Origin of the sequence: Cupriavidus sp. YR651 (assembly GCF_900101625.1) — a bacterium.
Lineage (GTDB): Bacteria > Pseudomonadota > Gammaproteobacteria > Burkholderiales > Burkholderiaceae > Cupriavidus.
The window spans coordinates 779,908-802,381 of the sequence record NZ_FMYZ01000001.1; the positions used below are offsets into that span (position 1 = coordinate 779,908).

General features: G+C 66.9%; 19 protein-coding genes. 11 read left to right on the forward strand and 8 right to left on the reverse strand.

Annotated features, from left to right (window positions below; all coding sequences use genetic code 11):
* Nucleotides 1-6: 6 nt before the first annotated feature.
* From BLR29_RS03495 to BLR29_RS03505, 3 genes are all read right to left on the reverse strand, one after another.
* The gene (locus tag BLR29_RS03495) at nucleotides 7-513 is read right to left on the reverse strand and encodes a DNA-deoxyinosine glycosylase (RefSeq protein WP_092134623.1); all 507 of its coding nucleotides are present in this window, start codon (nucleotides 511-513) and stop codon (nucleotides 7-9) included.
* Between the two features lie 71 nt (nucleotides 514-584).
* Entirely contained in the window at nucleotides 585-2,486 is a 1,902-nt protein-coding gene (htpG, locus tag BLR29_RS03500) for a molecular chaperone HtpG (protein WP_092134625.1), read from the reverse strand.
* A gap of 96 nt (nucleotides 2,487-2,582) precedes the next feature.
* Nucleotides 2,583-4,142 (reverse strand): aminotransferase-like domain-containing protein, encoded by a 1,560-nt coding sequence (locus BLR29_RS03505; protein ID WP_092134627.1) that lies wholly within the window; start codon nucleotides 4,140-4,142, stop codon nucleotides 2,583-2,585.
* Between the two features lie 84 nt (nucleotides 4,143-4,226).
* On the opposite strand from BLR29_RS03505, the gene BLR29_RS03510 reads away from it, so the two are divergent.
* The 10 genes from BLR29_RS03510 (at nucleotide 4,227) to BLR29_RS03555 (ending at nucleotide 14,120) form a co-directional block, all read left to right on the forward strand.
* Complete coding sequence (locus tag BLR29_RS03510) at nucleotides 4,227-4,904, forward strand: VOC family protein (RefSeq protein WP_092134628.1); 678 nt, start codon at nucleotides 4,227-4,229, stop codon at nucleotides 4,902-4,904.
* 54 nt (nucleotides 4,905-4,958) lie between these two features.
* On the forward strand, nucleotides 4,959-5,675 hold the full coding sequence (locus tag BLR29_RS03515) for an alanyl-tRNA editing protein (RefSeq protein ID WP_092134630.1): 717 nt from the start codon (nucleotides 4,959-4,961) through the stop codon (nucleotides 5,673-5,675).
* 12 nt (nucleotides 5,676-5,687) lie between these two features.
* Entirely contained in the window at nucleotides 5,688-6,320 is a 633-nt protein-coding gene (locus tag BLR29_RS03520) for a LysE family translocator (protein WP_092134631.1), read from the forward strand.
* A 16-nt stretch (nucleotides 6,321-6,336) separates the two neighbouring features.
* On the forward strand, nucleotides 6,337-7,311 hold the full coding sequence (locus BLR29_RS03525; protein ID WP_255371073.1) for a DMT family transporter: 975 nt from the start codon (nucleotides 6,337-6,339) through the stop codon (nucleotides 7,309-7,311).
* 12 nt (nucleotides 7,312-7,323) lie between these two features.
* A complete protein-coding gene (locus BLR29_RS03530) occupies nucleotides 7,324-7,779 on the forward strand; it encodes a RidA family protein (protein WP_092134633.1) in 456 nt (151 codons plus the stop codon).
* A 23-nt stretch (nucleotides 7,780-7,802) separates the two neighbouring features.
* Nucleotides 7,803-8,132 carry a DHCW motif cupin fold protein gene (locus BLR29_RS03535; protein ID WP_092134634.1) on the forward strand — a complete coding sequence of 110 codons (330 nt, stop codon included), beginning with the start codon at nucleotides 7,803-7,805 and terminating at the stop codon, nucleotides 8,130-8,132.
* A gap of 36 nt (nucleotides 8,133-8,168) precedes the next feature.
* Nucleotides 8,169-9,356, forward strand: coding sequence for an aminotransferase-like domain-containing protein (locus BLR29_RS03540; RefSeq protein ID WP_092134636.1), 1,188 nt, complete (start codon nucleotides 8,169-8,171; stop codon nucleotides 9,354-9,356).
* A gap of 39 nt (nucleotides 9,357-9,395) precedes the next feature.
* Nucleotides 9,396-10,040: a glutathione S-transferase family protein gene (locus tag BLR29_RS03545; RefSeq protein WP_092135420.1), complete on the forward strand. Its 645-nt coding sequence runs from the start codon at nucleotides 9,396-9,398 to the stop codon at nucleotides 10,038-10,040.
* 409 nt (nucleotides 10,041-10,449) lie between these two features.
* The gene (locus BLR29_RS03550) at nucleotides 10,450-12,126 is read left to right on the forward strand and encodes an L-lactate permease (RefSeq protein WP_092134637.1); all 1,677 of its coding nucleotides are present in this window, start codon (nucleotides 10,450-10,452) and stop codon (nucleotides 12,124-12,126) included.
* 161 nt (nucleotides 12,127-12,287) lie between these two features.
* Complete coding sequence (locus tag BLR29_RS03555) at nucleotides 12,288-14,120, forward strand: ABC transporter ATP-binding protein (protein WP_092134639.1); 1,833 nt, start codon at nucleotides 12,288-12,290, stop codon at nucleotides 14,118-14,120.
* 141 nt (nucleotides 14,121-14,261) lie between these two features.
* Here BLR29_RS03555 and BLR29_RS03560 read toward each other — a convergent pair whose 3' ends face one another.
* The 5 genes from BLR29_RS03560 to BLR29_RS03580 all read right to left on the reverse strand — a co-directional run bounded on the left by BLR29_RS03560 (nucleotide 14,262) and on the right by BLR29_RS03580 (nucleotide 20,961).
* Nucleotides 14,262-14,792: a chromate transporter gene (locus BLR29_RS03560; protein ID WP_092134640.1), complete on the reverse strand. Its 531-nt coding sequence runs from the start codon at nucleotides 14,790-14,792 to the stop codon at nucleotides 14,262-14,264.
* Entirely contained in the window at nucleotides 14,789-15,376 is a 588-nt protein-coding gene (locus BLR29_RS03565; protein ID WP_092134642.1) for a chromate transporter, read from the reverse strand. The genes BLR29_RS03560 and BLR29_RS03565 overlap by 4 nt, the downstream gene beginning before the upstream one ends.
* 272 nt (nucleotides 15,377-15,648) lie before the next feature.
* On the reverse strand, nucleotides 15,649-17,985 hold the full coding sequence (parC, locus tag BLR29_RS03570; protein ID WP_092134643.1) for a DNA topoisomerase IV subunit A: 2,337 nt from the start codon (nucleotides 17,983-17,985) through the stop codon (nucleotides 15,649-15,651).
* A gap of 141 nt (nucleotides 17,986-18,126) precedes the next feature.
* Nucleotides 18,127-18,900 carry a lytic transglycosylase domain-containing protein gene (locus tag BLR29_RS03575; RefSeq protein WP_092135422.1) on the reverse strand — a complete coding sequence of 258 codons (774 nt, stop codon included), beginning with the start codon at nucleotides 18,898-18,900 and terminating at the stop codon, nucleotides 18,127-18,129.
* Nucleotides 18,901-18,969: 69 nt separating this feature from the next.
* A complete protein-coding gene (locus BLR29_RS03580) occupies nucleotides 18,970-20,961 on the reverse strand; it encodes a DNA topoisomerase IV subunit B (protein ID WP_092134645.1) in 1,992 nt (663 codons plus the stop codon).
* 300 nt (nucleotides 20,962-21,261) lie between these two features.
* Between BLR29_RS03580 and BLR29_RS03585 the strand changes: the two genes are divergently transcribed.
* Nucleotides 21,262-22,473, forward strand: coding sequence for an MFS transporter (locus BLR29_RS03585; protein ID WP_092134646.1), 1,212 nt, complete (start codon nucleotides 21,262-21,264; stop codon nucleotides 22,471-22,473).
* Nucleotide 22,474 lies beyond the last annotated feature (1 nt).

The window sequence follows — 22,474 nt, forward strand, 5'->3', positions numbered from 1 at the left end:
CACGTATCAGCCAATCCCGTGCATATGCGTCCGCAATGCCTGCCATGCGCGCAACTTTTCCGGATAGGCCAATGTATGGGCCGGGCTGCTGGATGGGAGTCTAACGATGCGGTACTGGCCGCAGTCGTGTTTCACAAGAACCTTCGAACCAATCCGCTCAGCTGTACCGCCATTGAACGCAATCACCGCGAGCTGTGGTAGCGATTGGATCAGGCCGATGAGATCGTTCCCTGCGTGATCACGGATGTTGCTGTCCAGGCTGCCTTCGCGTTTCGCTTCGGCGACGACATCCCATAAACCAATGTTGTAGGCCAGCAGCGTTTGCAGTCGTTCGGCATATTCCATTCCGACGAGATCCCCGCCGACAACATCGCCAACCAACCGCCAGAACTGGTTCTGCTTGTGCGCGTAATACTGGCTTTGCGCGAGCGAGACCTCGCCCGGCAGGCTGCCGAGCACGAGCACGCGGGTGTGGGCATCGACGACCGGAGGAAAGCAGCGTTTGGTGGTCATTGCCGGGGCCTCATGACGGCAAAACGGGGCGGCCGTCGCCGGCCACCCCGCCCTGCCTGCGCGTCACGCCGTCAGGCCAGCAGACGGTTGACACGCTGCACATAGGCCGCCGGGTCCTCGAGCATGCCGCCTTCGGCCAGCAGGGCCTGGTCGAACAGCACGCGCACGCGGTCGCCAAACGCGTCGCCGTCCGGCACGTCGCGCAGCTTTTTCACCAGCGCGTGCTCCGGATTCAGCTCCAGGATCGGCTGGGCGTCCGGCGCCTTCTGGCCGGCCTGCTTCAGCAGGCGCTGCAGGTAGCCGCTCATGTCGCCGTCATCGGACACCAGGCACGACGCCGATTCCGTCAGGCGCAGCGTCACGCGCACGTCCTTGGCCTTGCCTTCCAGCACGGCCTTGGCGCGGTCGACCACTTCCTTCCAGTCGGTTTCGGCCTTTTCCTGCTCGGCCTTCTCGGCTTCATCGGCCAGGCTGCCCAGGTCCAGGTCACCACGCGCCACGGAGACCAGCTCCTTGCCATCGAACTCGCGCAGGTAGGACAGCATCCATTCGTCCACGCGCTCCGTGAGCAGCAGCACTTCGATGCCCTTCTTGCGGAATACTTCCAGGTGCGGGCTCGATTTCGCCGCGGCCCAGGTGTCGGCCGTGACGTAGTAGATCTTGTCCTGCCCTTCCTTCATGCGGCCCACGTACGCCGCCATCGAGACCGATTGCCCGGCCGTGTCGTCTTGCGTCGACGCAAAGCGCAGCAGCTTCGCGATGCGTTCGGCATTGGCCTGATCCTCGCCCAGTCCTTCCTTGAGCACCTGGCCGAACTGCTCCCAGAAGGTCGCGTACTTGGTGCGGTCGGCTTCGTCCTCGCTGTCAGCCAGCGATTCCAGCATCGACAGCACGCGCTTGGCGCAGCCCTCGCGAATCGCACGCACGTCACGGCTTTCCTGCAGCAGTTCGCGCGACACGTTCAGCGGCAGGTCCGCCGAGTCCACCACGCCCTTGACCCAGCGCAGGTACGACGGCAGCAGTTGATCCGCATCGTCCATGATGAACACGCGCTTCACGTACAGCTTCAGGCCGGCCTTGTGATTGCGGTCCCAGAGGTCGAACGGCGCGCGCGCCGGGATGTACAGCAGCTGGGTATATTCGCTGCGGCCTTCCACGCGGTTGTGGGTCCAGGCCAGCGGCGCCTCGTGATCGTGGGCGATGTGCTGGTAGAACGCCTGGTACTGCTCGTCGGTGATATCGGATTTGCCACGCGTCCACAGGGCGCTGGCCTGGTTCACGCTTTCCCACTCGCCGGTGCGCTTGTGCGCGCTGGCCTCGGCATCCCACTCTTCCTTGGGCATGCGGATCGGCAGCGAGATATGGTCCGAGTACTTCTGGATGATGTGGCGCAGGCGGTAAGCCGACAGAAAATCGTCCTCGCCCTCGCGCAGGTGCAGCGTGATGGTGCTGCCGCGCTCGGTGCGGGTGATGGCATCCACGGAGAACTCGCCGTCGCCGGCGCTTTCCCAGCGCACCGCCTCGTCGGCGGGGAGGCCCGCGCGGCGGGTTTCCACGGTGACCTTGTCGGCAACGATAAAGGCCGAGTAGAAGCCCACGCCAAACTGGCCGATCAGCGCCGCATCCTTCTGCTGGTCACCGGACAGTTGCTGGAAGAATTCCTTGGTGCCCGACCGGGCGATGGTGCCGAGGTTGCGGATCGCCTCGTCACGGCTCATGCCGATGCCGTTGTCGGTGATCTTCAGCGTGCGGGTGGCGGCATCCGCTTCGATCCGGATGGCCAGGTCGGCGTCGTTCTCGAGCAGCGCGGGGTTCGCGATCGCCTCGAAGCGCAGCTTGTCGGTGGCGTCCGAAGCATTCGAAACCAGCTCGCGCAGGAAAATTTCCTTGTTGCTGTACAGCGAGTGGATCATCAGGTGCAGCAGTTGCTTCACTTCCGCCTGGAAGCTCATCGTCTCGTGCGGTGCGGTCATGGTTCTCCTCTTGAAAACAGGCAAACGGAACATGCCCGGCCCGTGGGTCCGGGCCGGCGTCGATGGGGCAGCAAATCGGGACTGGCAGGCGGTTTTTCAAGCCCCCGGGGCGGCTGACTGGCCCGACAGGCGATCCATCTGCCCGGCCAGGAAGCGCAGCATGCCGGGGTCGCTGCTGCTGGCGATGTTGAAGCGCGTCCAGCTCGACGGCATCTGCGACGGCGAGAACAGGCTGCCCGGCGCGAACAGGTAGCCTTCCTCATGCCCCGCCGTGGCGATGGCGTTGGTATCCACGCCCGTATCCGCCCACAGGTACATGCCGGCATGCTGGCCGGGGAACATGCGCAAACCCAGCCGTTCCAGCCGGTGGCGCGTCTCGTCGCGGGCGCGGTCCAGCCGCGCGCGCACCCGCTCCACGTGCTTGCGGTAGTGCCCTTCGGTCAGCACCTTGTAGACCACGCGTTCGTTGATCTCCGGAGTTGCCATGCCGGTCACCAGCTTGCTGTCGGTCAGCGTCACGGCCAGGTCCGGGCTGGCGGCGATGAACCCGACCCGCAGGTTGGCGGCCAGCGTCTTGGAGAAGCTGCCCAGGTAGATCACGCGCCTCAGCTGGTCCAGGCTGGCCAGCCGCGTGGCGGAGTGGCCGGGCGGGCACAGGTCGCAATAGATGTCGTCTTCGATGATCAGGAAGTCGTACTGCTCGGCCAGCTGCAGCAGCCGATGCGCGCGCGCCGCGGAGAGCGAGGTGCCGGTCGGGTTGTGCAGCACGGAATTGACGACGAAGAACCTGGGCCGGTGGGCCTGGACAATCCGCTCCAGCGCCTCCAGGTCCGGGCCGTCCGCCGTGTAGGGCACGCCGATCACGTTGGCGCCCTGCGTCGCAAAGCGGGCAAACATCACGAACCAGGCCGGATCGCCGACCAGCACGGTGTCGCCGGGATGGAGGAATTCCCGGGCGATCAGGTCCAGTGCCTGGGTGATGCCGGACGTCATCACGATCTGATCCGGCGTGACGCCGATCTCCAGCTCCTCCAGGCGCGTCCGCAACTGCTGCCGCAGCGGCAGGAAGCCTTGCGGCGTGCCGCTGGCGAGGAAGTGGTTGCCCGGCTGGCGGCCCAGGCTGCGCAGCGCACCGGAAACCAGCTCGCCGTCGAGCCATTCATTGGGCAGGAAGCCCCAGCCCGGCGCCTTGTGGCTTTCCGCCGAGTGGAACATGCTGCGCAGCAGCCAGGTGACGTCGATATTGCGGATGGCATTCGAGGGCGGCGGGACGACCGCGGCGGAATGACTGACGCGCTCGCGCACATAAAAACCCGAGCCGCGCCGGGATTCCAGGTAGCCCAGCGCCACCAGCCGCTCGTAGGCCTCCACCACGGTGAAGCGCGAAATCCCCTTCTCCGTGGCCAGTTGCCGGATCGATGGCATGCGCATTCCGGCGCGGAACACGCGCTCGTCGATCCGCAATCGCGCCCATTCGGTCAGTTGCTCGACCAGCGTCATCTGGGCGGACGGGATGGGGTCCGGCAGCCGCTCATGACCCGCCGCCGGCATCACCAGCCGCAATGCGCGTGTGCCGCCCACCGCACTGGCGTCGCCTCCGCTATTCTTGCGAGCTGGCGTCTTGGACGGGTTTCCGTCCTCCTGGCTCCCTTCCATGTGCTGCTCCCGAAACTGTACTGAATACGATCCGCTGAACTGTATCGGTACTGTACCGCCAACCTTGACTACCATCAACCGACGATGAAGCTAGCCATTGACCACCTCGTGATTGCCGCGCCCGACCTGGATTCAGGGGTCGACTACGTGGCCGGCGTGCTCGGTGTCGCCCCGCAAAGCGGCGGCGCGCACCCGGGCATGGGCACGCACAACCGCGTAATGGGCCTGTTTGGCGGCCTGTACCTGGAAGTCATGGCGATCGACCCGTCGGCGCCAGCGCCCGACCGGCCGCGCTGGTTCGGGCTGGACAGCGACCTGATACAGCAGCGCCTGCGCGACGGCCCGTTCCTGGCACACTGGGCGGCCCGCGTGGAGCGCCCCGCCGACCTGTCGCGCTGGCAGGCGCAATACCCGGACCGCATCGCCCCGGCCATCCCGATGACGCGCGGCGACCTGCACTGGCGGCTGACAGTGCCCGAGGACGGCAGCCTGCCCGCGTGGCGGGGTGAAGGAGCCAGTGCCGGCGACGGCCTGTTCCCCACGCTGATCCAGTGGGATGTGGCCAATCACCCGGCGATCAGCCTGCCGCGCCAGGACATGGCGCTGCGCAGGCTGCGCGGGCGGCACCCGCATGCGGAACTGCTGCGGCAGGGGCTGGCCTGGCTGGGCGCCGACCACCTGATCGAGATCGAACAGGCCGATGGCGCGCCTGGGCTCGCCGCCGAGATCGAAACGCCGACGGGCATCAAGACCCTGGGCTGAATCCCCGATACGACAACACAACAACAAGCCCCACACACCGAAGGAGCCCCCGCGATGTCCGCCACGACTCACAAGCGTTTCGACGACGACGCCTACCTCGACCACTGCAGCGCCACGGTCGTGGCCGTGAGCGAAGCCGGCATCGAGCTGGACCAGACCGTCTGCTACGCGCGCAGCGGCGGCCAGGCGGGAGACACCGGCACGCTGACCCTGGCCGATGGCCGCATGATCGTGCTGACCGACACGGTCTATGGCGACGACCGCACGCGCATCCTGCATGTGCCCGCCCCGGATGCCCCGGCCGTGCAGGCCGGCGATCGCGTGGAGGTGAAGATCGACTGGGCGCGCCGCCACAAGCTGATGCGGCTGCACACCTGCCTGCACCTGCTCGGGTCCCTGATCCCGGTGCCGGTGACGGGCTGCAGCATCTCGCCGGACTCGGCCCGCATCGACTTCGACTTGCCCGAATCCACACTCGAAAAATCCGAACTGACCGCACAACTGAACGCGCTGATCGGCGCGAAGACCGATGTGCGGATCGACCGCATCACGCCCGAACAACTGGCGGCCCAGCCGGACCTCGTGCGCACCGTGGGCGCGGCGCCGCCGGCCGGCACTTCGACCATCCGCATCATCGAGATCCCCGGCGTGGACCGCCAGCCCTGCGGCGGCACCCATGTGGCCAACACGGGCGAGATCGGCCCCGTGACCGTGACCAAGATCGAAAAGAAAAGCCGCACCAACCGGCGCGTGGTCGTCAACTTCGCCTGAGGCGGCACCGTCATGGATAGCACCTGGCTGACGGGCCTGTCGATGGCCCAGTTCCTCGCGTTGGTGACGCTGCTCGCCGTCGGCGCCTTCACGCCCGGCCCCAACACCACCATCGCCGCCGTGACCGGCGCCAACTTCGGCCTGCGCGCCACCCTGCCGCATTGCGTCGGCGTGGCGTTCGGCTTTGCCAGCATCGTGGCCCTGTGCGCCTCGGGCGTGGGCGCGCTGATCCTGGCCAGCCCGGTGCTGGCCACGGTGATCCACGTGATTGGCGTGGCCTACCTGCTGTGGCTGGCGTGGAAGATCGCGCGCAGCACGTCCCTCGCGGAAAAGACCGTGCTCAAGCCGATGAACGTCTGGCAGTCGGTCGCGCTGCAGTACGCCAATATCAAGGCGTGGATGCTGGCGCTGGCCGTGGCGGCGTCCTACATGGCCGGCGCGCCTTCGCCCGCTCAGCGTATCGCGCTGGTCAGCGCCGTGTTTGCGCTGTTCGGCTTCTGCAGCAACGGCGCCTATGGCGTGCTGGGCGCATCGCTGCGCCAGTGGCTGGCGCACGGCAATCGCGTGCGCTGGTTCAACGGCGCGATGGGCCTGGCGCTGGCGCTGACGGCGGCATGGATCGCCGTGGCTGGCCAGCCGCATTGATGTTCCGGAATTGATAATGACCTCCCGCAATCCTTCCTCCCCACCGTCCGGCGGCATGCTGCTGGGCTTTATCGGCGTGGCGATCTTCAGCCAGACGCTGCCCTTCACGCGGATGGCCGTGGCGGAGCTCGACCCCATCTTCGTCGCGCTGGCCCGCGCGGTGATCGCGGCGATCCTGGCGATCGTGCTGCTGGCCGCACGCGGCGCGCTGGCCGCGCATCGGCGGCCGCGCGGCGGCCAATGGTGGCGCCTTGCCGTGACCGCGCTCGGCGTGGTGGTGGGATTTCCGCTGTTTTCCTCGCTGGCCATGCGCGAGGTGCCGGCCGGGCATGGCGCCATCGTGATCGGCCTGTTGCCACTGGCCACGGCCGTGTTCGCGGCGTGGTTCGGCAACGAGCGCCCCTCCGCGGCGTTCTGGCTGTCGGCGATGGCCGGCAGCGCGCTGGTGGTCGGCTTTGCCCTCTGGCAAGGCGCTGGCGGCCTGCAGCATGCGGACTGGTTCCTCTTCCTGGCCGTGGTGCTCGGCGCGCTGGGCTACGCCGAAGGCGGCAAGCTGTCGCGCGAGCTCGGTGGACTGGAAACCATCAGCTGGGCGCTGGTGGCCTCGCTGCCGGTGCTGGCGCCCGTGGTGGGTTGGCTGGCCTGGATGCACGCCCCCGCCATTGCCGCGGCCTCCCCGCGCGCGTGGCTCGGCATGGCCTATGTTTCGGTCTTCTCGATGTTCATCGGCTTCCTGTTCTGGTACGCCGGGCTCGCAAAAGGCGGCGTGGCACGCGTAGGCCAGATACAATTGCTGCAGCCGTTCCTCACGCTGGCGGGCGGCGCCCTGATCCTGGCCGAGCCGCTCGACGCCCCCACCCTCGCTTTCGCAGTGGCGGTGATCGCCATCGTGGCCCTTGGCCGGCGCGCCGCCGTGCGCAACACCGCACCCGCCACGCCACCGGCCGCCGCCGGAGAGACGCCCCCCATCGTTCCAGGACGAATTCACTGACAGGAGAAACGCATGTCCGTCTACGACACCCTTGCCCGCCTCGGCGTGGAACTGCCCACCGCCAATGCCCCCGCCGCCGCCTATGTGATGGCGGCCACCACCGGCAACACCGTCTTCCTGTCGGGCCACATCGCCCGCAAGGACGGCAAGCCCTGGGCCGGCAAGCTCGGCAAGGACATTGACACGGAAACCGGCAAGGCCGCCGCCCGCGGCATCGCCATCGACCTGCTGGCCACGCTGCACGCCCATATCGGCGACCTGAACCGCGTCAAGCGCATCGTCAAGGTGATGAGCCTGGTGAACTCCACGTTCGAATTCACCGAGCAGCACCTGGTGACCAACGGCGCGTCCGAGTTCCTGGTCGAAGTGTTCGGCGACAAGGGCCGTCACGCCCGCAGCGCGTTTGGCGTGGCGCAGATCCCGATGGGCGCCTGCGTCGAAATCGAAATAATCGTGGAAATCGCCTGAGTCGATTCGACCGGGACATTCCGATGCGCATCGACAACCTGCCCTTTGGCACCACCGACTGGTCCGACGTCGCCCCCACCCGGCATCCCGGGGAGACCGGCGAAGCGCTCTGGCGCACGCGCCAGTTTGGCGACATCCGCGTACGCATGGTCGAATACACGGCCGGCTACCTGGCGGACCATTGGTGTACCAAGGGGCATATCCTGTTCGTCCTTGACGGCGAACTCCATACCGAACTGGAAGACGGCCGCCAGTTCGTGCTCCGCGCGGGCACGAGCTACCAGGTCGCCGACCATGCCGAGCCGCACCGTTCCTCCACACCGACCGGTGCGCGGCTGTTCATCGTTGACTGAGCAGCACAACGACTCAACTCCCACAAGAGACAAATCATGAAATGGGCCATCTCCCGCCGGGCGCAGCAACTGACCAGCTCGGCCATCCGCGAAATCCTGAAAGTCACCGAGCGTCCGGAAGTCATTTCGTTCGCCGGCGGCCTGCCCTCGCCGGCGTCGTTCCCGGTAGCGGCGATGGAAGCGGCAGTGGCCCGCGTATTTGCCGATAACCCCCAGGGCGCGCTGCAGTACGCCGCCACCGAGGGTTACCTGCCGCTGCGCGAATTCGTCGCCAAACGCTACAACGTGGGCGTCGAGCGTGTGCTGATCACCACCGGCTCCCAGCAGGCGCTGGATCTGATCGCCAAGGTGATGATCGATCCGGGCAGCCCGGTGCTGGTGGAAACGCCGAGCTACCTGGGCGCGCTGCAGGCGTTCTCGCTGTTCGAACCCGAGTTCGTGTCGATCCCGACCGATGAACGCGGCCTGATCCCGGAAGCCCTGACGCCCGAGCTGACCGCCGGCGCGCGCTTCCTGTACGCGCTGCCGAACTTCCAGAACCCGACCGGCCGTCGCCTGCCGCTGGAGCGCCGCCAGGCGCTGGTCAAGCGCGCGCAGGAACTGGGCGTGCTGCTGGTGGAAGACGATCCGTACGGCGAACTGAGCTACACCGGCGACCAGTTGCCGTCGCTGCTGTCGATGAATCCGGACGGCGTGATCTACATGGGATCGTTCTCCAAGATCCTGGCGCCGGGCCTGCGCCTGGGCTTCGTGATCGCCCCGCCCGAATTGCACTTCAAGCTGTGCCAGGCCAAGCAGGCGTCCGACCTGCACACGCCGAGCTTCACCCAGCGCCTGGCGTACGAGACCGTGCGCGACGGCCTGCTGGAGCGCCACATCCCGAGCATCCGCGAGCTCTACGGCAAGCAGTGCACCGTGATGCTGGACGCCCTCAAGCGCCATATGCCGGCCGGCGTGAGCTGGAACCAGCCGGAGGGCGGCATGTTCATCTGGGTGGAGCTGCCGGAAGGTCTGGACAGCATGAAGATCCTGGAAGAGGCCGTGCGCCGCAACGTGGCCTACGTGCCGGGCGCCCCGTTCTATGCGGGCAACCCGCGCACCAACACACTGCGCCTGGCGTTCGTGACGGTGTCGCCGGAGCGGATCGAACAGGGCGTGACGATCCTGGGCGAGGTGTTCCGCGAGGCCATCGCGAAAGCGGCGCCGCAGCCGCGCGCAGCCTGAGGAGCGACGACAGCCATGAAGCGTGATGAGCCGCAAAGCATGCTGCGCATCTGGGGCCGGCTGTCGTCGATCAACGTCCAGAAAGTGGTCTGGTGCGCGCGCGAGCTGCACCTGGACCACGAGCGGATCGACATCGGCAATTACCAGGGCGAGCTGGACACCGAAGCCTATGTCCGCCTGAACCCCAACCGCCAGATTCCCGTGATCGAGGATTTCCGCGATACGGACGTCGCCGGCGAGCCCTTCGTGCTGTGGGAATCCAACGCCATCGTGCGCTACCTGTGCGCGCGCTACGGCGAGGGCACGCTATGGCCTTCGGACGTCAAGGCGCGAGCCTCGGCGGATCGCTGGATGGACTGGCAGACCACGGCATTCAGTCCGGCGATGGTGCAGGCGTTCCTGCAATGCGTCCGCGTGCCGGCCGAACAGCGCGACGAGGCGGTGGTTGCCAAGTCCTGCGCGCGGACCGAGCCGCTGGCCGCGATGCTCGATGCAGCCCTGGCTGGCCGCGAGTTCATCGGCGGCGACCGCTTCACCATGGCCGACATCTCGCTGGCCTGCGCCGCGCATCGCTGGATGGGCACGCCGGTTACCCACGCGCCGCGCCCCCACCTGGAGCGCTGGCTGACGGAGATGCGGGCCCGCCCCGCCGCCACCGGCATCCTGATCCTGCCGCTGCGCTAAGAGGCGCCATGTGCCGCCACGGCGGCGCATGGTCTGCCCCAACGCATTCCCATCGCACCCCCTCGCATCCCCGGTTTTCCCCCTCTCCCGCACCACCCTCCCGCCCGCCTGCCATGTGGCGCAGGCGCGACTGTCTGCCTCGTCAGGGTTCTTTCGAACGCTCGTTTAAAGGAGTACCCTCGCCCGATAGCGTGAGGTGCACAAGCCTGCCCCCGAGCAAACCCTGATCCCTGAATCCGGCTCACGACGACGATGACCGGATTTAAGGCGGATCGCCCGGAACCGCTCCTTACAATCCCTTTTCTGTCCGTCCGCGCGGCGATCTCGCCGCTTGCCCGGACAACAGTAGTCCGGCAGTCCAGGCCCGTCAGAGGCACGGCTGCCGCATCAACCAGAGGAGGATTCAATCGTGTGGAGTCAAGTCTATGACCCGCTCGGCAATATGGCGCTGTCCACTATTGCCGCCGGGGTTCCGGTCGCCGTGCTGCTGGCAGCGCTGGCGTTCTTTCACATGCAGGCCCACCTGGCGGCCGGGCTGGCGCTGGTCGTCGGCATCGTCGTCGCCTCGTTCGTGTTCGGCATGCCGGCGGCCATGGCCGGCAAGGCGGCAGGGCTGGGCGTGGTCTCTGGCTTGTTCCCGATCGGCTGGATCGTTCTCAACATCATCTTCCTGCACCGGCTGACCACGATAAACGGGTCATTCAAGGTGCTGCAAAACTCGATCTCCGGCGTGACCGAAGACCGTCGCCTGCAGCTGCTGCTGGTGGCGTTCAGCTTCGGCGCGTTCTTCGAGGGCGCGGCCGGCTTCGGCACGCCGGTGGCCGTGACCGGTGCCATCCTGATCGGGCTGGGTTTCTCGCCGCTGGCCGCATCGGGCCTGGCGCTGATCGCCAACACCGCGCCCGTGGCCTTCGGCGCGCTGGGTGCGCCGATCATCGGCCTGTCCTCGGTGACCGGCATCGACCAGGTGCTGCTGTCCGCGATGATCGGCCGCCAGCTGCCGTTCTTCTCGGTGCTGGTGCCGTTCTGGCTGATCTGGGCGTTCGCGGGCTTCCGCGGCATGCTCGCCATCTGGCCCGCCATCCTGGTGGCCGGCGTCAGCTTTGCCGTTCCGCAGTTCCTCGTATCGAACTTCCACGGCCCGTGGCTGGTGGACGTGATCTCGGCCCTGATCTCGATGGGCTGCCTGACGGCCTTCCTGAAGATCTGGCACCCGAAGGAAATCTGGACCTCCACCCGCATCCTGGGCCGCCATGACGACTCCAAGGTCGATCATCCGGAAGCGCTCGAAGCCGACGCCCGCGCCAACGCCGCATCGGTGGGCATCTCGGTGGTCAAGGCCTGGATGCCGTGGGTGATCCTGACCGTCTTCGTGTTCGTCTGGGGCATCCCCGAGTTCAAGAAGTTCATGGACGCCATCTGGCAGTTCAAGTTTCCGATTCCGGGCCTCGACAAGGCCGTGATCAAGGGCCCGCCGGTGGTGCCGAAGGAAATCGCCGAAGGCGCCGTGTTCACGTTCAACGTGCTGTCGATGGCGGGCACCGGCATCTTCGTGTCGGCGATCGTGGGCGGCCTGCTGATGGGCTATTCGATCCCGCGCCTGATCAAGGAATACTTCGAGACCATCAAGCTCGTGCGTTTCTCCCTGCTGACGATCTGCGCGATGTTCGGCATCGGCTACCTGACCCGCTACTCGGGCCTGGATGCCACGCTGGGCCTGGCGTTTGCACAGACCGGCGTGTTCTACCCGCTGTTCGGCACCATGCTGGGCTGGCTGGGCGTGGCGCTGACCGGCTCCGACACGGCGTCGAACGTGCTGTTTGGCGGCCTGCAGAAGACCACGGCCGAACAGCTGGGTCTGTCGCCGATCCTGATGTCCGCGGCCAACAGCTCCGGTGGCGTGATGGGCAAGATGATCGACGCGCAGTCCATCGTCGTCGCATCCACCGCGACCAAGTGGTACGGCCACGAGGGCGAGATCCTGCGCTATGTGTTCTGGCACTCGATCGTGCTGGCCGTGCTGGTGGGCCTGTTCGTGACGCTGCAGGCCTATGTGCCGCCGTTCACGCACATGGTCATCCACTGACGCGCATCGCGGGCGACGGGGCGTTCGTTCCATCCCCCCCGCCTCGCAAGCCTCGCGCAAGCCCCGCCTCCCGGCGGGGCTTTTTCTTTGGGCCCTGCCCCGGCCTCCGCACGCGCGTATGATGACCGGTTCACTCCCACGGACGAGATGAGGGTCGCCGCATGCCGATTCGCCGCCTGGAAAGACTGATCGATCCCTTCCGCCGGATGCCCGATACGCAACCGCCAGGCAACGTCTGGCAGTTCTATGTGCATTTCCTGCGCGAGGTGCGGGGGGTGTTTGTCGCGCTGCTGGTGGTCGGCCTGATCGGCGCGCTGATCGAGGTGGCGCTGTTCAGCTTCCTCGGCCGGCTGGTGGATCTTGCGAGGGAAGCGCCGGACGGCAACTTCTTCGTCCGTCACCGCAACGAGTTGCTGTGGATGGCCTTCGTGGCGCTGATCCTGCGCCCGGTCTTCTTCGGCCTGCACGACATCCTGGTGCATCAGGTCATCAACCCGAGCCTGGCCAATCTGATCCGCTGGCAGAACCATCGCTACGTGCTCAAGCAAAGCCTGTCGTTCTTCCAGAACGACTTCGCGGGCCGCATCGCGCAACGGATCATGCAGACGGGTTTCTCGCTGCGCGACTCGGCGGTGCAGGCCGTGGACGCCCTGTGGCACGTCATCATCTATGCCGTCAGCTCGCTGATCTTGTTTGCCGAGGCAGACTGGCGCCTGATGATCCCGCTGCTGCTGTGGATCGCGGGCTATATCGCCGCCCTCGCCTGGTTCACACCCCGCGTGAAGGAACGCTCGGTGGTCGCCACCGATGCGCGGTCCCGCCTGATGGGCCGGATCGTCGACGGCTACACCAATATCACCACGCTCAAGCTCTTCGCCCATACGCAGCAGGAGGAAAGCTACGCGCGCGATGCCATGGCCGAGCAGACCGACAAGGTGCGGCTGGCCGGCCGCATGGTCAGCGCGATGGACGTCACGATCACCACCATGAACGGCGCGTTGATTGCCGGCACCACCGGGCTGGCGCTCTGGCTATGGAACCAGGGCCTGGTGTCCACGGGTGCCATTGCGCTGACGACCGGGCTGGTGATTCGCATCAACAACATGTCCGGCTGGATCATGTGGGTGGTCAACGGCATCTTCGAAAACGTCGGGCAAGTGCAGGACGGCATGAAGACCATCGCCGTGCCGCGCCACGTGGTGGACCGGCCCGATGCCAGGCCGCTGGAGATCGGGCGCGGCGAGGTGACGTTCGATAACGTGGGCTTCCACTATGGCAAGGGCGCCGGCGTCATCGAGAACGTGGGCCTCGTCGTGCGGCCCGGCGAAAAGATCGGGCTGGTGGGCCCTTCCGGCGCGGGCAAGTCAACGCTGGTCAACCTGCTGCTGCGGCTGTACGACGTGGAAACCGGCCGCATCCTGATCGACGGGCACGACGTGGCAGGCGTGACGCAGGAAAGCCTGCGCGCGCAGATCGGCATGGTCACGCAGGACACCTCGCTGCTGCACCGGTCGATCCGCGACAACCTGCTCTACGGCAAGCCGGACAGCACCGAGGCCGACCTGCATGAGGCGCTGCGGCGCGCGCGGGCCGATGACTTCATCGGCGAGCTGGCCGACTCGCACGGCAACAAGGGGCTCGATGCGCTGGTGGGCGAGCGCGGTGTCAAGCTGTCGGGCGGGCAGCGCCAACGCATCGCGATTGCGCGCGTGCTGCTCAAGGATGCGCCGATCCTGATCCTGGACGAAGCCACCTCGGCGCTGGACTCCGAGGTGGAGGCGGCGATTCAGGAAAGCCTGGAGGAGCTGATGCAGGGCAAGACGGTCATCGCCATCGCTCACCGGCTGTCGACGATCGCCCGCATGGACCGGCTGGTGGTGCTGGACGGCGGGCACATCGTCGAGACGGGTACGCACGCGGAACTGCTGGCGCGCGGCGGGCTGTATGCGCGGCTGTGGGCACATCAAACCGGCGGCTTCGTCGGTGTCGACTAGGAGGTCGTTTCAAAACGATTCTGGCGTCGTTGCGCGGCCTGGTCGTGCCACTCCGTACTGCCTGCGGCCGCGCGTCTAGCCAGAACCGCTTCGCTTCGTTTTGAAACAACCTCTAGAGCGCTATCGCGATCCCGGCGCCGATCAAACCAAACCGAGCAACCCAGCCCCCGCGCCCAGCGCCACCAGCGCCAGCGGATGCACCTTCGTCTTCAGCATCAGGCCGATCGTCACCAGCGTCACGGCCACGGCGGTCCAGCTATGGTCGACACTGCTGGCCAGCACCCAGCCGGTCGACATCAGCAAGCCAATCGTCAGTGCCGACAGCCCGCGCTTGATCAGCCCCGGCCACCGGGCATGGGGCGAGCGCCCCGCGAAATACTCGAACCCCAGCGCGATGAGGCTGGATGGGCCGCACATGCCGACCATCGACGCGAATGTCCCCGCCGCGCCAGCCACCTGCCAGCCGAACAACGCCACGAACAGGATGTTCGGCCCCGGCGAGGCCTGCGAGATCGCGTACAGCGCGGCAAACTGCGCATCGGTCATCCAGCCGTTGGCTTCCACCAGATAGCGATGCATATCGGGTATCACCGTCCCGCCGCCGCCGACGGCCAGCAGGGACAGCATGCTGAAATGCCCCAGCAGGCTGCGCAGGACCTCGGGCGAACTCATGCGCCCTCCTTGCGGCTGGCGCGATGTTCGAGGATCAGGGCCACCGGCACCAGCACCGCCATGACCGGCAGCAGCGGCCAGCGCATCAGGCCGATCAGCACAAAGGCGGCTACGCCGATGACGATGGCGCGCACGGAGCGCGGCTGACTCTGCGCCAGCTTGAAGCCGGTGGAGAGCACCAGCCCCGCGGACACGGCCGTCATGCCGGCGAGCATCTGCCGTACGGCGGTCACGTCCTGATACCGCAGGTACAACGCCATCGCGCAGAGCACGACGACCATCGGCACCAGCACCAGGCCGCAGAACGCGGCCACCGCGCCGCGCAGGCCGGCAAAGCGCAGGCCCAGCATGAGTGCGAGGTTGATGACGTTCGGGCCGGGCAGGACTTGCCCGAGGCTGAGGATTTCGACGAAGTCACGGTCATTGAGCCAGCGATTGCGCTCCACGACCGAGCGCCGGACGAACGGGAGCACACCGCCAAACCCTGACAGGCCCATGCGGGCGAATTCGAAGAACAAGGCGCGGGCGTTGGGTGGGGGAGCGAGTTCGGGCTCGGAGACTGCGGGCAGCGGCGTGGAGGACATGACGGGGCGATAAGAGGCGCCCGCGCAAATGGATGACACGCGGCGCGCGCGGGCTGCCGACATACTACGGCAAACCCGCCGCCGGGCACACGGCCGGGGTCATCACGAACACGCAAGAGGGGGTCATGCCATGTGAAAGCGGCGCGCCGGGATGCCCCGGACGCGCCGCTTTCCTTTCTGTGCGAGTGGTCGACGATCGGTCGACGATCGGTCGACGACCACTCGCCAACCCATCACCGACCGGTCATCAACCGATCGCTACGATGCCGGCGTCAGCCTGCCGGCTCCGTCGGTACCGGCTCGATCTTCACGTCCTTCAGCCGCGGTTCGATCTGCTTGCCCTTGCGTGCGCGCTTGCCCACGTACGGCAGCAGCGTCTTGCCTGCCAGCTTCTGCGGCGGCATCTTGCCGCCACGGACGCCGGTGCCGGAGATCAGCAGCCCCGGCGCACCCACGGCTACCGCCTGCGTCAGCGTCTCCTTCGGCTCCAGTTCCATCAGGATCACGCCTCGGCCACCGGCAGACAGCACCTTGACCTCGTCGATCCCGACCAGCAGCAGGCGGCCGTTGGCCGAGAAGCAGGCCACATGCGTGGCCTCGTCGCCGATCGGTGCCGGCGGCAGCGCCGTGTCGCCCTCGTCGAGCGTCAGGAACGACTTGCCACCCTTCTGGCGGCCCGTCATGTCGCCAACCTTGGTGACAAAGCCGTTGCCGCTCGCCGTGGCGATCAGCATGCGTTGCTCCGCTGCGCCCGCGAACGTGTTCGCAATCTGCGTGCCGGGTGCCAGGTCGATCAGCGTCGTCACCGGTACGCCGTCACCGCGGCCGCCCGGCAGGCCCGCCACCGGCACCGAGTACACGCGACCGTTGCTGCCGAATGCCAGCAGCGTGTCCACGGTGCGGCATTCGAACGTGCCATACAGGTTGTCGCCCGCCTTGAACGTGAACTGCTGCGACTCGTGCCCGTGGCCCTGGCGCGTGCGCACCCAGCCCTTGCCGGACACGATCACCGTCACCGGCTCGTCCACCACGCGCACCTCGGCGGCGGCGCGGCGTTCTTCCTGAATCAGCGTGCGGCGCGGGTCCTTGTCTTCCGGGCTGTACTGCCTGGCGTCCTGCTCGATCTCCTTGATGATGCGACGGCGCATCATCGTCTCGGACTTCAGCAGCACGTCCAGCTCGGCCTGCTCGTCGCGCAGCTTCGCCAGCTCCTGCTCGATCCGGATCGCCTCCAGCCGCGCCAGCTGGCGCAGCCGGATTTCCAGGATGTCCTCGGCCTGGCGGTCGGACAGGCGGAACGCCTCGATCAGCGCGGGCTTGGGCTCGTCGCTCTCGCGGATGATGCGGATCACCTCTTCGATGTTCAGCAGCACCAGCATCCGGCCTTCCAGGATGTGGATGCGGTCTTCCACCTTGGTCAGCTGGAAGCGCGTGCGCCGGGTCACCGTCTCGAAGCGGAAAGCAATCCACTCGCGCAGGATCTCCTGCAGGCCCTTCTGGCGCGGCCGGCCGTCGGTACCGATCATCACCAGGTTGATCGGCGCGCCGGATTCCAGGCTGGTGTGCGCCAGCAGCGTCTGGACGAATTCCTGCTGGCCGATGTTCTTGCTCTTGGGCTCGAACACCAGGCGCACCGGCGCATCCTTGCCCGACTCGTCGCGCACGGCGTCCAGCACGGCCAGCATCGTGGTCTTGAGCTGGGTCTGTTCCGGAGTCAGCGCCTTCTTGCCGGCGCGGATCTTCGGATTGGTGATCTCCTCGATCTCCTCCAGCACCTTCTGCGCGGACGTGCTCGGCGGCAGTTCCGTCACCACGATCTGCCACTGGCCCCGCGCCATCTCCTCCACGGTCCAGCGCGCGCGCACCTTCAGGCTGCCACGTCCGCCTTCGTAGATCTGGGCGATGTCGCTGGCCGGCGAAATGATCTGGCCGCCGCCCGGATAGTCCGGGCCGGGCATCAGCGCCAGCAGCTCGGCCAGCGAGATATTCGGATTGCGGATCATCGCCACGGTGGCCGCGGCGACTTCGCGCAGGTTGTGCGGCGGAATCTCCGTCGCCATGCCCACCGCGATGCCCGACGCGCCGTTCAGCAGCACGAACGGCAGGCGTGCCGGCAGCAGCTTCGGTTCTTCCTCCGATCCGTCATAGTTGGGCAGGAAGTCCACCGTGCCCTGCTCGATTTCATCGAGCAGCAGCCGCGAGATCGGCGTCAGGCGCGCTTCCGTGTAGCGCATGGCCGCCGCGCCGTCGCCGTCGCGCGAGCCAAAGTTGCCCTGGCCATCGATCAGCGGATAGCGCAGCGAAAAATCCTGCGCCAGACGCACCAGCGCGTCATACGCGGACTGGTCGCCGTGCGGGTGGAACTTGCCGAGCACCTCGCCGACCACGCGGGCGGACTTCACGGGCTTGGCATCGGCGCGCAGCCCCATGGCCTGCATGGCAAACAGGATGCGGCGCTGCACCGGCTTCTGGCCGTCGGCCACCTCCGGCAGGGCGCGGCCCTTGACCACGCTGACGGCGTAGTCCAGATAGGCCCGCTCCGCATAGCGCGCGAGCGTCAGCGAATCGGCCGGCTCTTCGGGTTGAAACGAAATGTCTGGTTGATCCATGGTTGGCAAGAATTCGGCATGCGGGGCGCAACTTGCGTCCCGGCGGCCGGGTAGCGTGGGTACCGCGACGAACGGGCGATCCGGTCAGCGTGGGATTCTAACGAACTGGGGCGATGGCAGGCAGTTTTGCGCGGCGGCCCCTCAGGGCATGTTGCGCCGGCCGCCAATCACCATCTTGACGCGCCCCGCCTCGTGGCTGGCGCGCACCACCGAAACGCCGGCGGGCTGGTAGATGCGGTAGAACTCCATGACGGTGCTGACATACTGCCGGGTCTCGGGGAAAGGCGGAATCTGGTTGTTGTAGCGCTGCACCGCGCCCTCGCCGGCGTTGTAGGCCGCCAGCACCAGTTCCAGGTTGTCGGGAAACAGCTCCATCAGCCAGCGCAGGTATCGCACGCCGACCGAGATGTTCAGGCGCGGATCGGCCAGCTTCTGCTCCACGGTACGGCGCTTGTCCGCGGCGATGCCGAAGCGCGCGCCCGTGTCCGGGATCACCTGCATGAGGCCGATGGCGCCCTTGGGCGACACCGCGCCGGGATTGAAGCCGCTCTCCACCGCCATCACCGCCTTGACCAGCGCCGGGTCCACGCTCTGGGCCGCGGCGATCTGGTGGATCATCGGGTCGACGGCGGCGATGTTCGGATGGTTGAGCACGTAGCGAAACAGCTTGTCGCGATCCGGGTCGGCCTTGCCGGCCGGCATCGTGGCAGTACTGCGTGGCATGGCGGCGGAGTCGAGCCTGCCGCCGTCCTTCATGAACAGCTTGTAGCGGCCGTCGAGCTTCTCGTCGGCAAAGTGGGCCACGCCCTCCTCGTCGATATAGCCGTACAGGGCGGCATGGGCCGCGCCGGCGGCGCACAGGCCGGCCAGCGCCAGCGCGAGATGCGCCGCCAGCCTTGCCAGTCGCGCCCGCATGGCGCGTCGATTGCCCGTGATCCCCATCGCTTTCTCTCCTTCACCGACCGCCTGCCCACCCGGGGACGATCAGATATCGGCCTCCACCTCGTTGCCCTTTTCTTCCAGCCAGGTGCGGCGCTGGGACGCCTCGCCCTTGCCCATCAGCATGTTCATCATGCTCACGGTCTGCGGCAGGTCGTACTCGCCCAGCGATACCGGCAGCAGCCGGCGCGTGTCCGGATTCATCGTGGTTTCCCAGAGCTGCTCGGCGTTCATTTCGCCCAGGCCCTTGAAGCGGGAGATCTGCCACGCGCCTTCCTTGACGCCGTCCTTCATCAGCTTGTCCTGGATGGCCTCCAGTTCGCCTTCGTCCAGCGCGTAGAGCTTCTGCGCCGCCTTCTTGCCGCGCGCAGGCGCATCCACGCGGAACAACGGCGGGCGGGCCACGCAGACGTTGCCGTTGTCGATCAGCTTGGGGAAATGGCGGAAGAACAAGGTCAGCAGCAGCACCTGGATGTGCGAGCCGTCCACGTCCGCATCGGACAGGATGCAGATCTTGCCGTAGCGCAGGTTGGACAGGTCGGGCTCGTCATCCGGGCCGTGCGGGTCCACGCCGATCGCCACCGCGATGTCATGCACCTCGTTGTTCGCGAACAGGCGGTCGCGCTCGGTCTCCCAGGTGTTCAGCACCTTGCCGCGCAGCGGCAGGATGGCCTGGAATTCCTTGTCGCGGCCCATCTTGGCGGAGCCGCCGGCGGAGTCGCCCTCCACCAGGAAGATCTCGTTGTGGTTGACGTCGGTCGATTCGCAGTCGGTCAGCTTGCCGGGCAGCACGGCCACGCCGGAGCCCTTCTTCTTTTCCACCTTCTGCGCGGCGCGCGTGCGCGCCTGGGCCTGGCGGATCACCAGTTCGGCCAGCTTCTTGCCGTAGTCCACATGGTGGTTGAGCCAGAGTTCCAGCGCGGGGCGGCTGAACGTCGACACCAGGCGCACCGCGTCGCGGCTGTTCAGGCGCTCCTTGATCTGGCCCTGGAACTGCGGGTCCAGCACCTTGGCCGACAGCACGAACGAGGCGCGCGCAAACACGTCTTCGCTCATCAGCTTCACGCCCTTGGGTTGCAGCGAGTGCATCTCGATGAAGCTCTTCACGGCCAGAAACAGGCCTTCGCGCAGGCCGGACTCATGCGTGCCGCCGGCCGGCGTGGGAATCAGGTTGACGTAGGACTCGCGCACCGGCGCGCCCTCTTCGGTCCAGGCCACCACCCACGATGCGCCTTCGCCTTCGGCAAAGCCTTCCTCGCCGGGATTCGCGTCCGGATCGGCGAAATGCTCGCCCTCGAACATCGGGATGACCAGCTCGGCGCCGCTGCCCTGGGCCAGCGCCTCCACCAGGTAGCCCTTCAGGCCCTGGTCGTACTGCCAGACCTGGCGCTCGCCGGTCTTCTCGATCTCGAGCGTGACCTTCACGCCCGGCAGCAGCACGGCCTTGCTGCGCAGCAGCCGTTGCAGTTCCGCCTGCGGGATCGTGGCGGAGTCGAAATAGCTGGCGTCCGGCCATACCTGGACGCGCGTGCCGTTCTTCTTCTCGCCGCGTTCCAGCTTGCGGGTGGCCAGCGGCCGGGTGACATCGCCGCCGGAGAACGTCAGCGTGGACAGCGAGCCATCGCGCCACACGGTGACGTCGAGCTGCGTGGACAGCGCATTGGTCACGGACACGCCCACACCATGCAGGCCGCCGGAGAACGCGTAGGCGCCGCCCTTGCCCTTGTCGAACTTGCCGCCCGCGTGCAGGCGGGTGAACACGATCTCCACCACGGGGACCTGCTCCTCCGGGTGGATGCCCACCGGGATGCCGCGGCCGTCGTCTTCCACGCTGACACTGCCGTCGCGGTGCAGCGTCACGAGGATCTCGGAGCCGTGGCCGCCGAGCGCTTCGTCGGACGCGTTATCGATCACCTCCTGCACGATATGCAGGGGGTTGTCGGTACGGGTGTACATGCCGGGCCGTTGCTTGACCGGCTCCAGGCCCTTCAGGACCCGGATGGAAGATTCGCTGTACTGACTGGTTTTGCTCGCCATGGAGTCGCTACGGATAGTGGGATCTCCCGACCGCCGACGGCCGGGCTGCGCAGCATTGTAATGGAAGGCCGGGTCGCCAATCCGATTGGCACGGCCCCAATTCGACCGATGCTTTGCCGCCACGCCCACGGCACATTCGGGACGGCGGCCCCCGGCAGGAACGGCCGGGGCAGAGTAAACTCCACGACCACTACCCGCCGGCGCCGCCCTCCTGCCCGCGCGCCCTCGCAGGGACGCCGGCCTACGCGTCACCGGTGTCGCCGTCATAACAATAGAGACAATCGCACCGAGCCCGACGACATGACCGACCGCAAACTTTCCCTGACCACCGTACTCGTGTGCGGCGGGCTGCTCGTAACCCTCTCGATGGGGATCCGGCATGGCTTCGGCCTGTTCAACCTGCCGATTACCCAGACGCACGGCTGGAACCGCGAGACCTTTGCCTTCGCGCTGGCACTGCAGAACCTGATGTGGGGCGTCAGCCAGCCGATCGCGGGCGCGCTGGCTGACAAGTTCGGCGCGCTGCGCATCATGGTGATCGGCGTGGCGCTCTACGTGGGTGGGCTGATCATCATGGCGCTGGCCAGCAGCGGTACGGCGTTCGCCTCCGGCGCCGGCGTGATGATCGGCATTGCGCAGGCCGGCACGACCTACAGCGTGGTCTACGGCGTGATCGGCCGCGTCGCCAGCGCGGAAAAGCGCGTCTGGGCGATGGGCATTGCCGCGGCAGCGGGTTCGTTCGGCCAGTTCCTGATGATTCCGGTGGAGCAAACGCTGATTTCCACCGTCGGCTGGCAGAACGCGCTGTTCGTCATGGCCGTGATGGCGTGCTTCATGCTGCCGCTGGCCTTCACACTGCGTGAACCGAAGTCGATGGCGGCCAGCGGCGGCCATCACCAGACCATTGGCGAGGCCGCGCGCGAGGCGTTCGGCAACCGCAACTTCCAGCTGCTGACGCTGGGCTACTTTGTCTGCGGCTTCCAGGTCGTGTTTATCGGCGTGCACCTGGCACCGTACCTCAAGGACCGCGGCTTCACCGATCCGAAGATCGCCACCGTGGCGCTGGCGCTGATCGGCCTGTTCAACGTGTTCGGCACCTACACGGCAGGGGCGATGGGGCAGCGCGTGCCAAAGCGCTACCTGCTGTCGTTCATCTACCTGGCGCGATCCGTGGTGATTGCCGGCTACCTGCTGCTGCCGCTGACGGCCGCGAGCACCTGGGTGTTTGCGGCGTTGATGGGGTTGCTGTGGCTGTCCACGGTGCCGCTGACCAACGGCATCATCGCGCAGGTGTTTGGCGTGAAATACCTGTCGATGCTGTCAGGCGTGGTGTTCTTCTCGCACCAGATCGGCAGCTTCCTGGGCGCGTGGCTCGGCGGTTTCCTGTTCGACCGGACCGGCAGCTACAGCCTGGTATGGCTGATCGCGATTGGCCTGGGCGTGCTGGCCGCGCTGGTCAACCTGCCGATCCGCGAGCAGGCGCTGTCGCGCCCGCAACCGGTGGCGGTCTGAC

Bases quoted from the DNA above. Each gene is read 5' to 3' on its own strand.
- BLR29_RS03540 (WP_092134636.1), top strand. From the start codon at position 8,169: ATGAAATGGGCCATCTCCCGCCGGGCGCAGCAACTGACCAGCTCGGCC.
- BLR29_RS03520 (WP_092134631.1), top strand. From the start codon at position 5,688: ATGGATAGCACCTGGCTGACGGGCCTGTCGATGGCCCAGTTCCTCGCG.
- parC (WP_092134643.1), bottom strand. From the start codon at position 17,985: ATGGATCAACCAGACATTTCGTTTCAACCCGAAGAGCCGGCCGATTCG.
- BLR29_RS03565 (WP_092134642.1), bottom strand. From the start codon at position 15,376: ATGTCCTCCACGCCGCTGCCCGCAGTCTCCGAGCCCGAACTCGCTCCC.
- BLR29_RS03580 (WP_092134645.1), bottom strand. From the start codon at position 20,961: ATGGCGAGCAAAACCAGTCAGTACAGCGAATCTTCCATCCGGGTCCTG.
- BLR29_RS03555 (WP_092134639.1), top strand. From the start codon at position 12,288: ATGCCGATTCGCCGCCTGGAAAGACTGATCGATCCCTTCCGCCGGATG.
- BLR29_RS03525 (WP_255371073.1), top strand. From the start codon at position 6,337: ATGACCTCCCGCAATCCTTCCTCCCCACCGTCCGGCGGCATGCTGCTG.
- BLR29_RS03495 (WP_092134623.1), bottom strand. From the start codon at position 513: ATGACCACCAAACGCTGCTTTCCTCCGGTCGTCGATGCCCACACCCGC.
- BLR29_RS03560 (WP_092134640.1), bottom strand. From the start codon at position 14,792: ATGAGTTCGCCCGAGGTCCTGCGCAGCCTGCTGGGGCATTTCAGCATG.
- BLR29_RS03510 (WP_092134628.1), top strand. From the start codon at position 4,227: ATGAAGCTAGCCATTGACCACCTCGTGATTGCCGCGCCCGACCTGGAT.
- BLR29_RS03505 (WP_092134627.1), bottom strand. From the start codon at position 4,142: ATGGAAGGGAGCCAGGAGGACGGAAACCCGTCCAAGACGCCAGCTCGC.
- BLR29_RS03515 (WP_092134630.1), top strand. From the start codon at position 4,959: ATGTCCGCCACGACTCACAAGCGTTTCGACGACGACGCCTACCTCGAC.
- BLR29_RS03545 (WP_092135420.1), top strand. From the start codon at position 9,396: ATGCTGCGCATCTGGGGCCGGCTGTCGTCGATCAACGTCCAGAAAGTG.
- BLR29_RS03575 (WP_092135422.1), bottom strand. From the start codon at position 18,900: ATGCGGGCGCGACTGGCAAGGCTGGCGGCGCATCTCGCGCTGGCGCTG.
- BLR29_RS03535 (WP_092134634.1), top strand. From the start codon at position 7,803: ATGCGCATCGACAACCTGCCCTTTGGCACCACCGACTGGTCCGACGTC.
- BLR29_RS03585 (WP_092134646.1), top strand. From the start codon at position 21,262: ATGACCGACCGCAAACTTTCCCTGACCACCGTACTCGTGTGCGGCGGG.
- htpG (WP_092134625.1), bottom strand. From the start codon at position 2,486: ATGACCGCACCGCACGAGACGATGAGCTTCCAGGCGGAAGTGAAGCAA.
- BLR29_RS03530 (WP_092134633.1), top strand. From the start codon at position 7,324: ATGTCCGTCTACGACACCCTTGCCCGCCTCGGCGTGGAACTGCCCACC.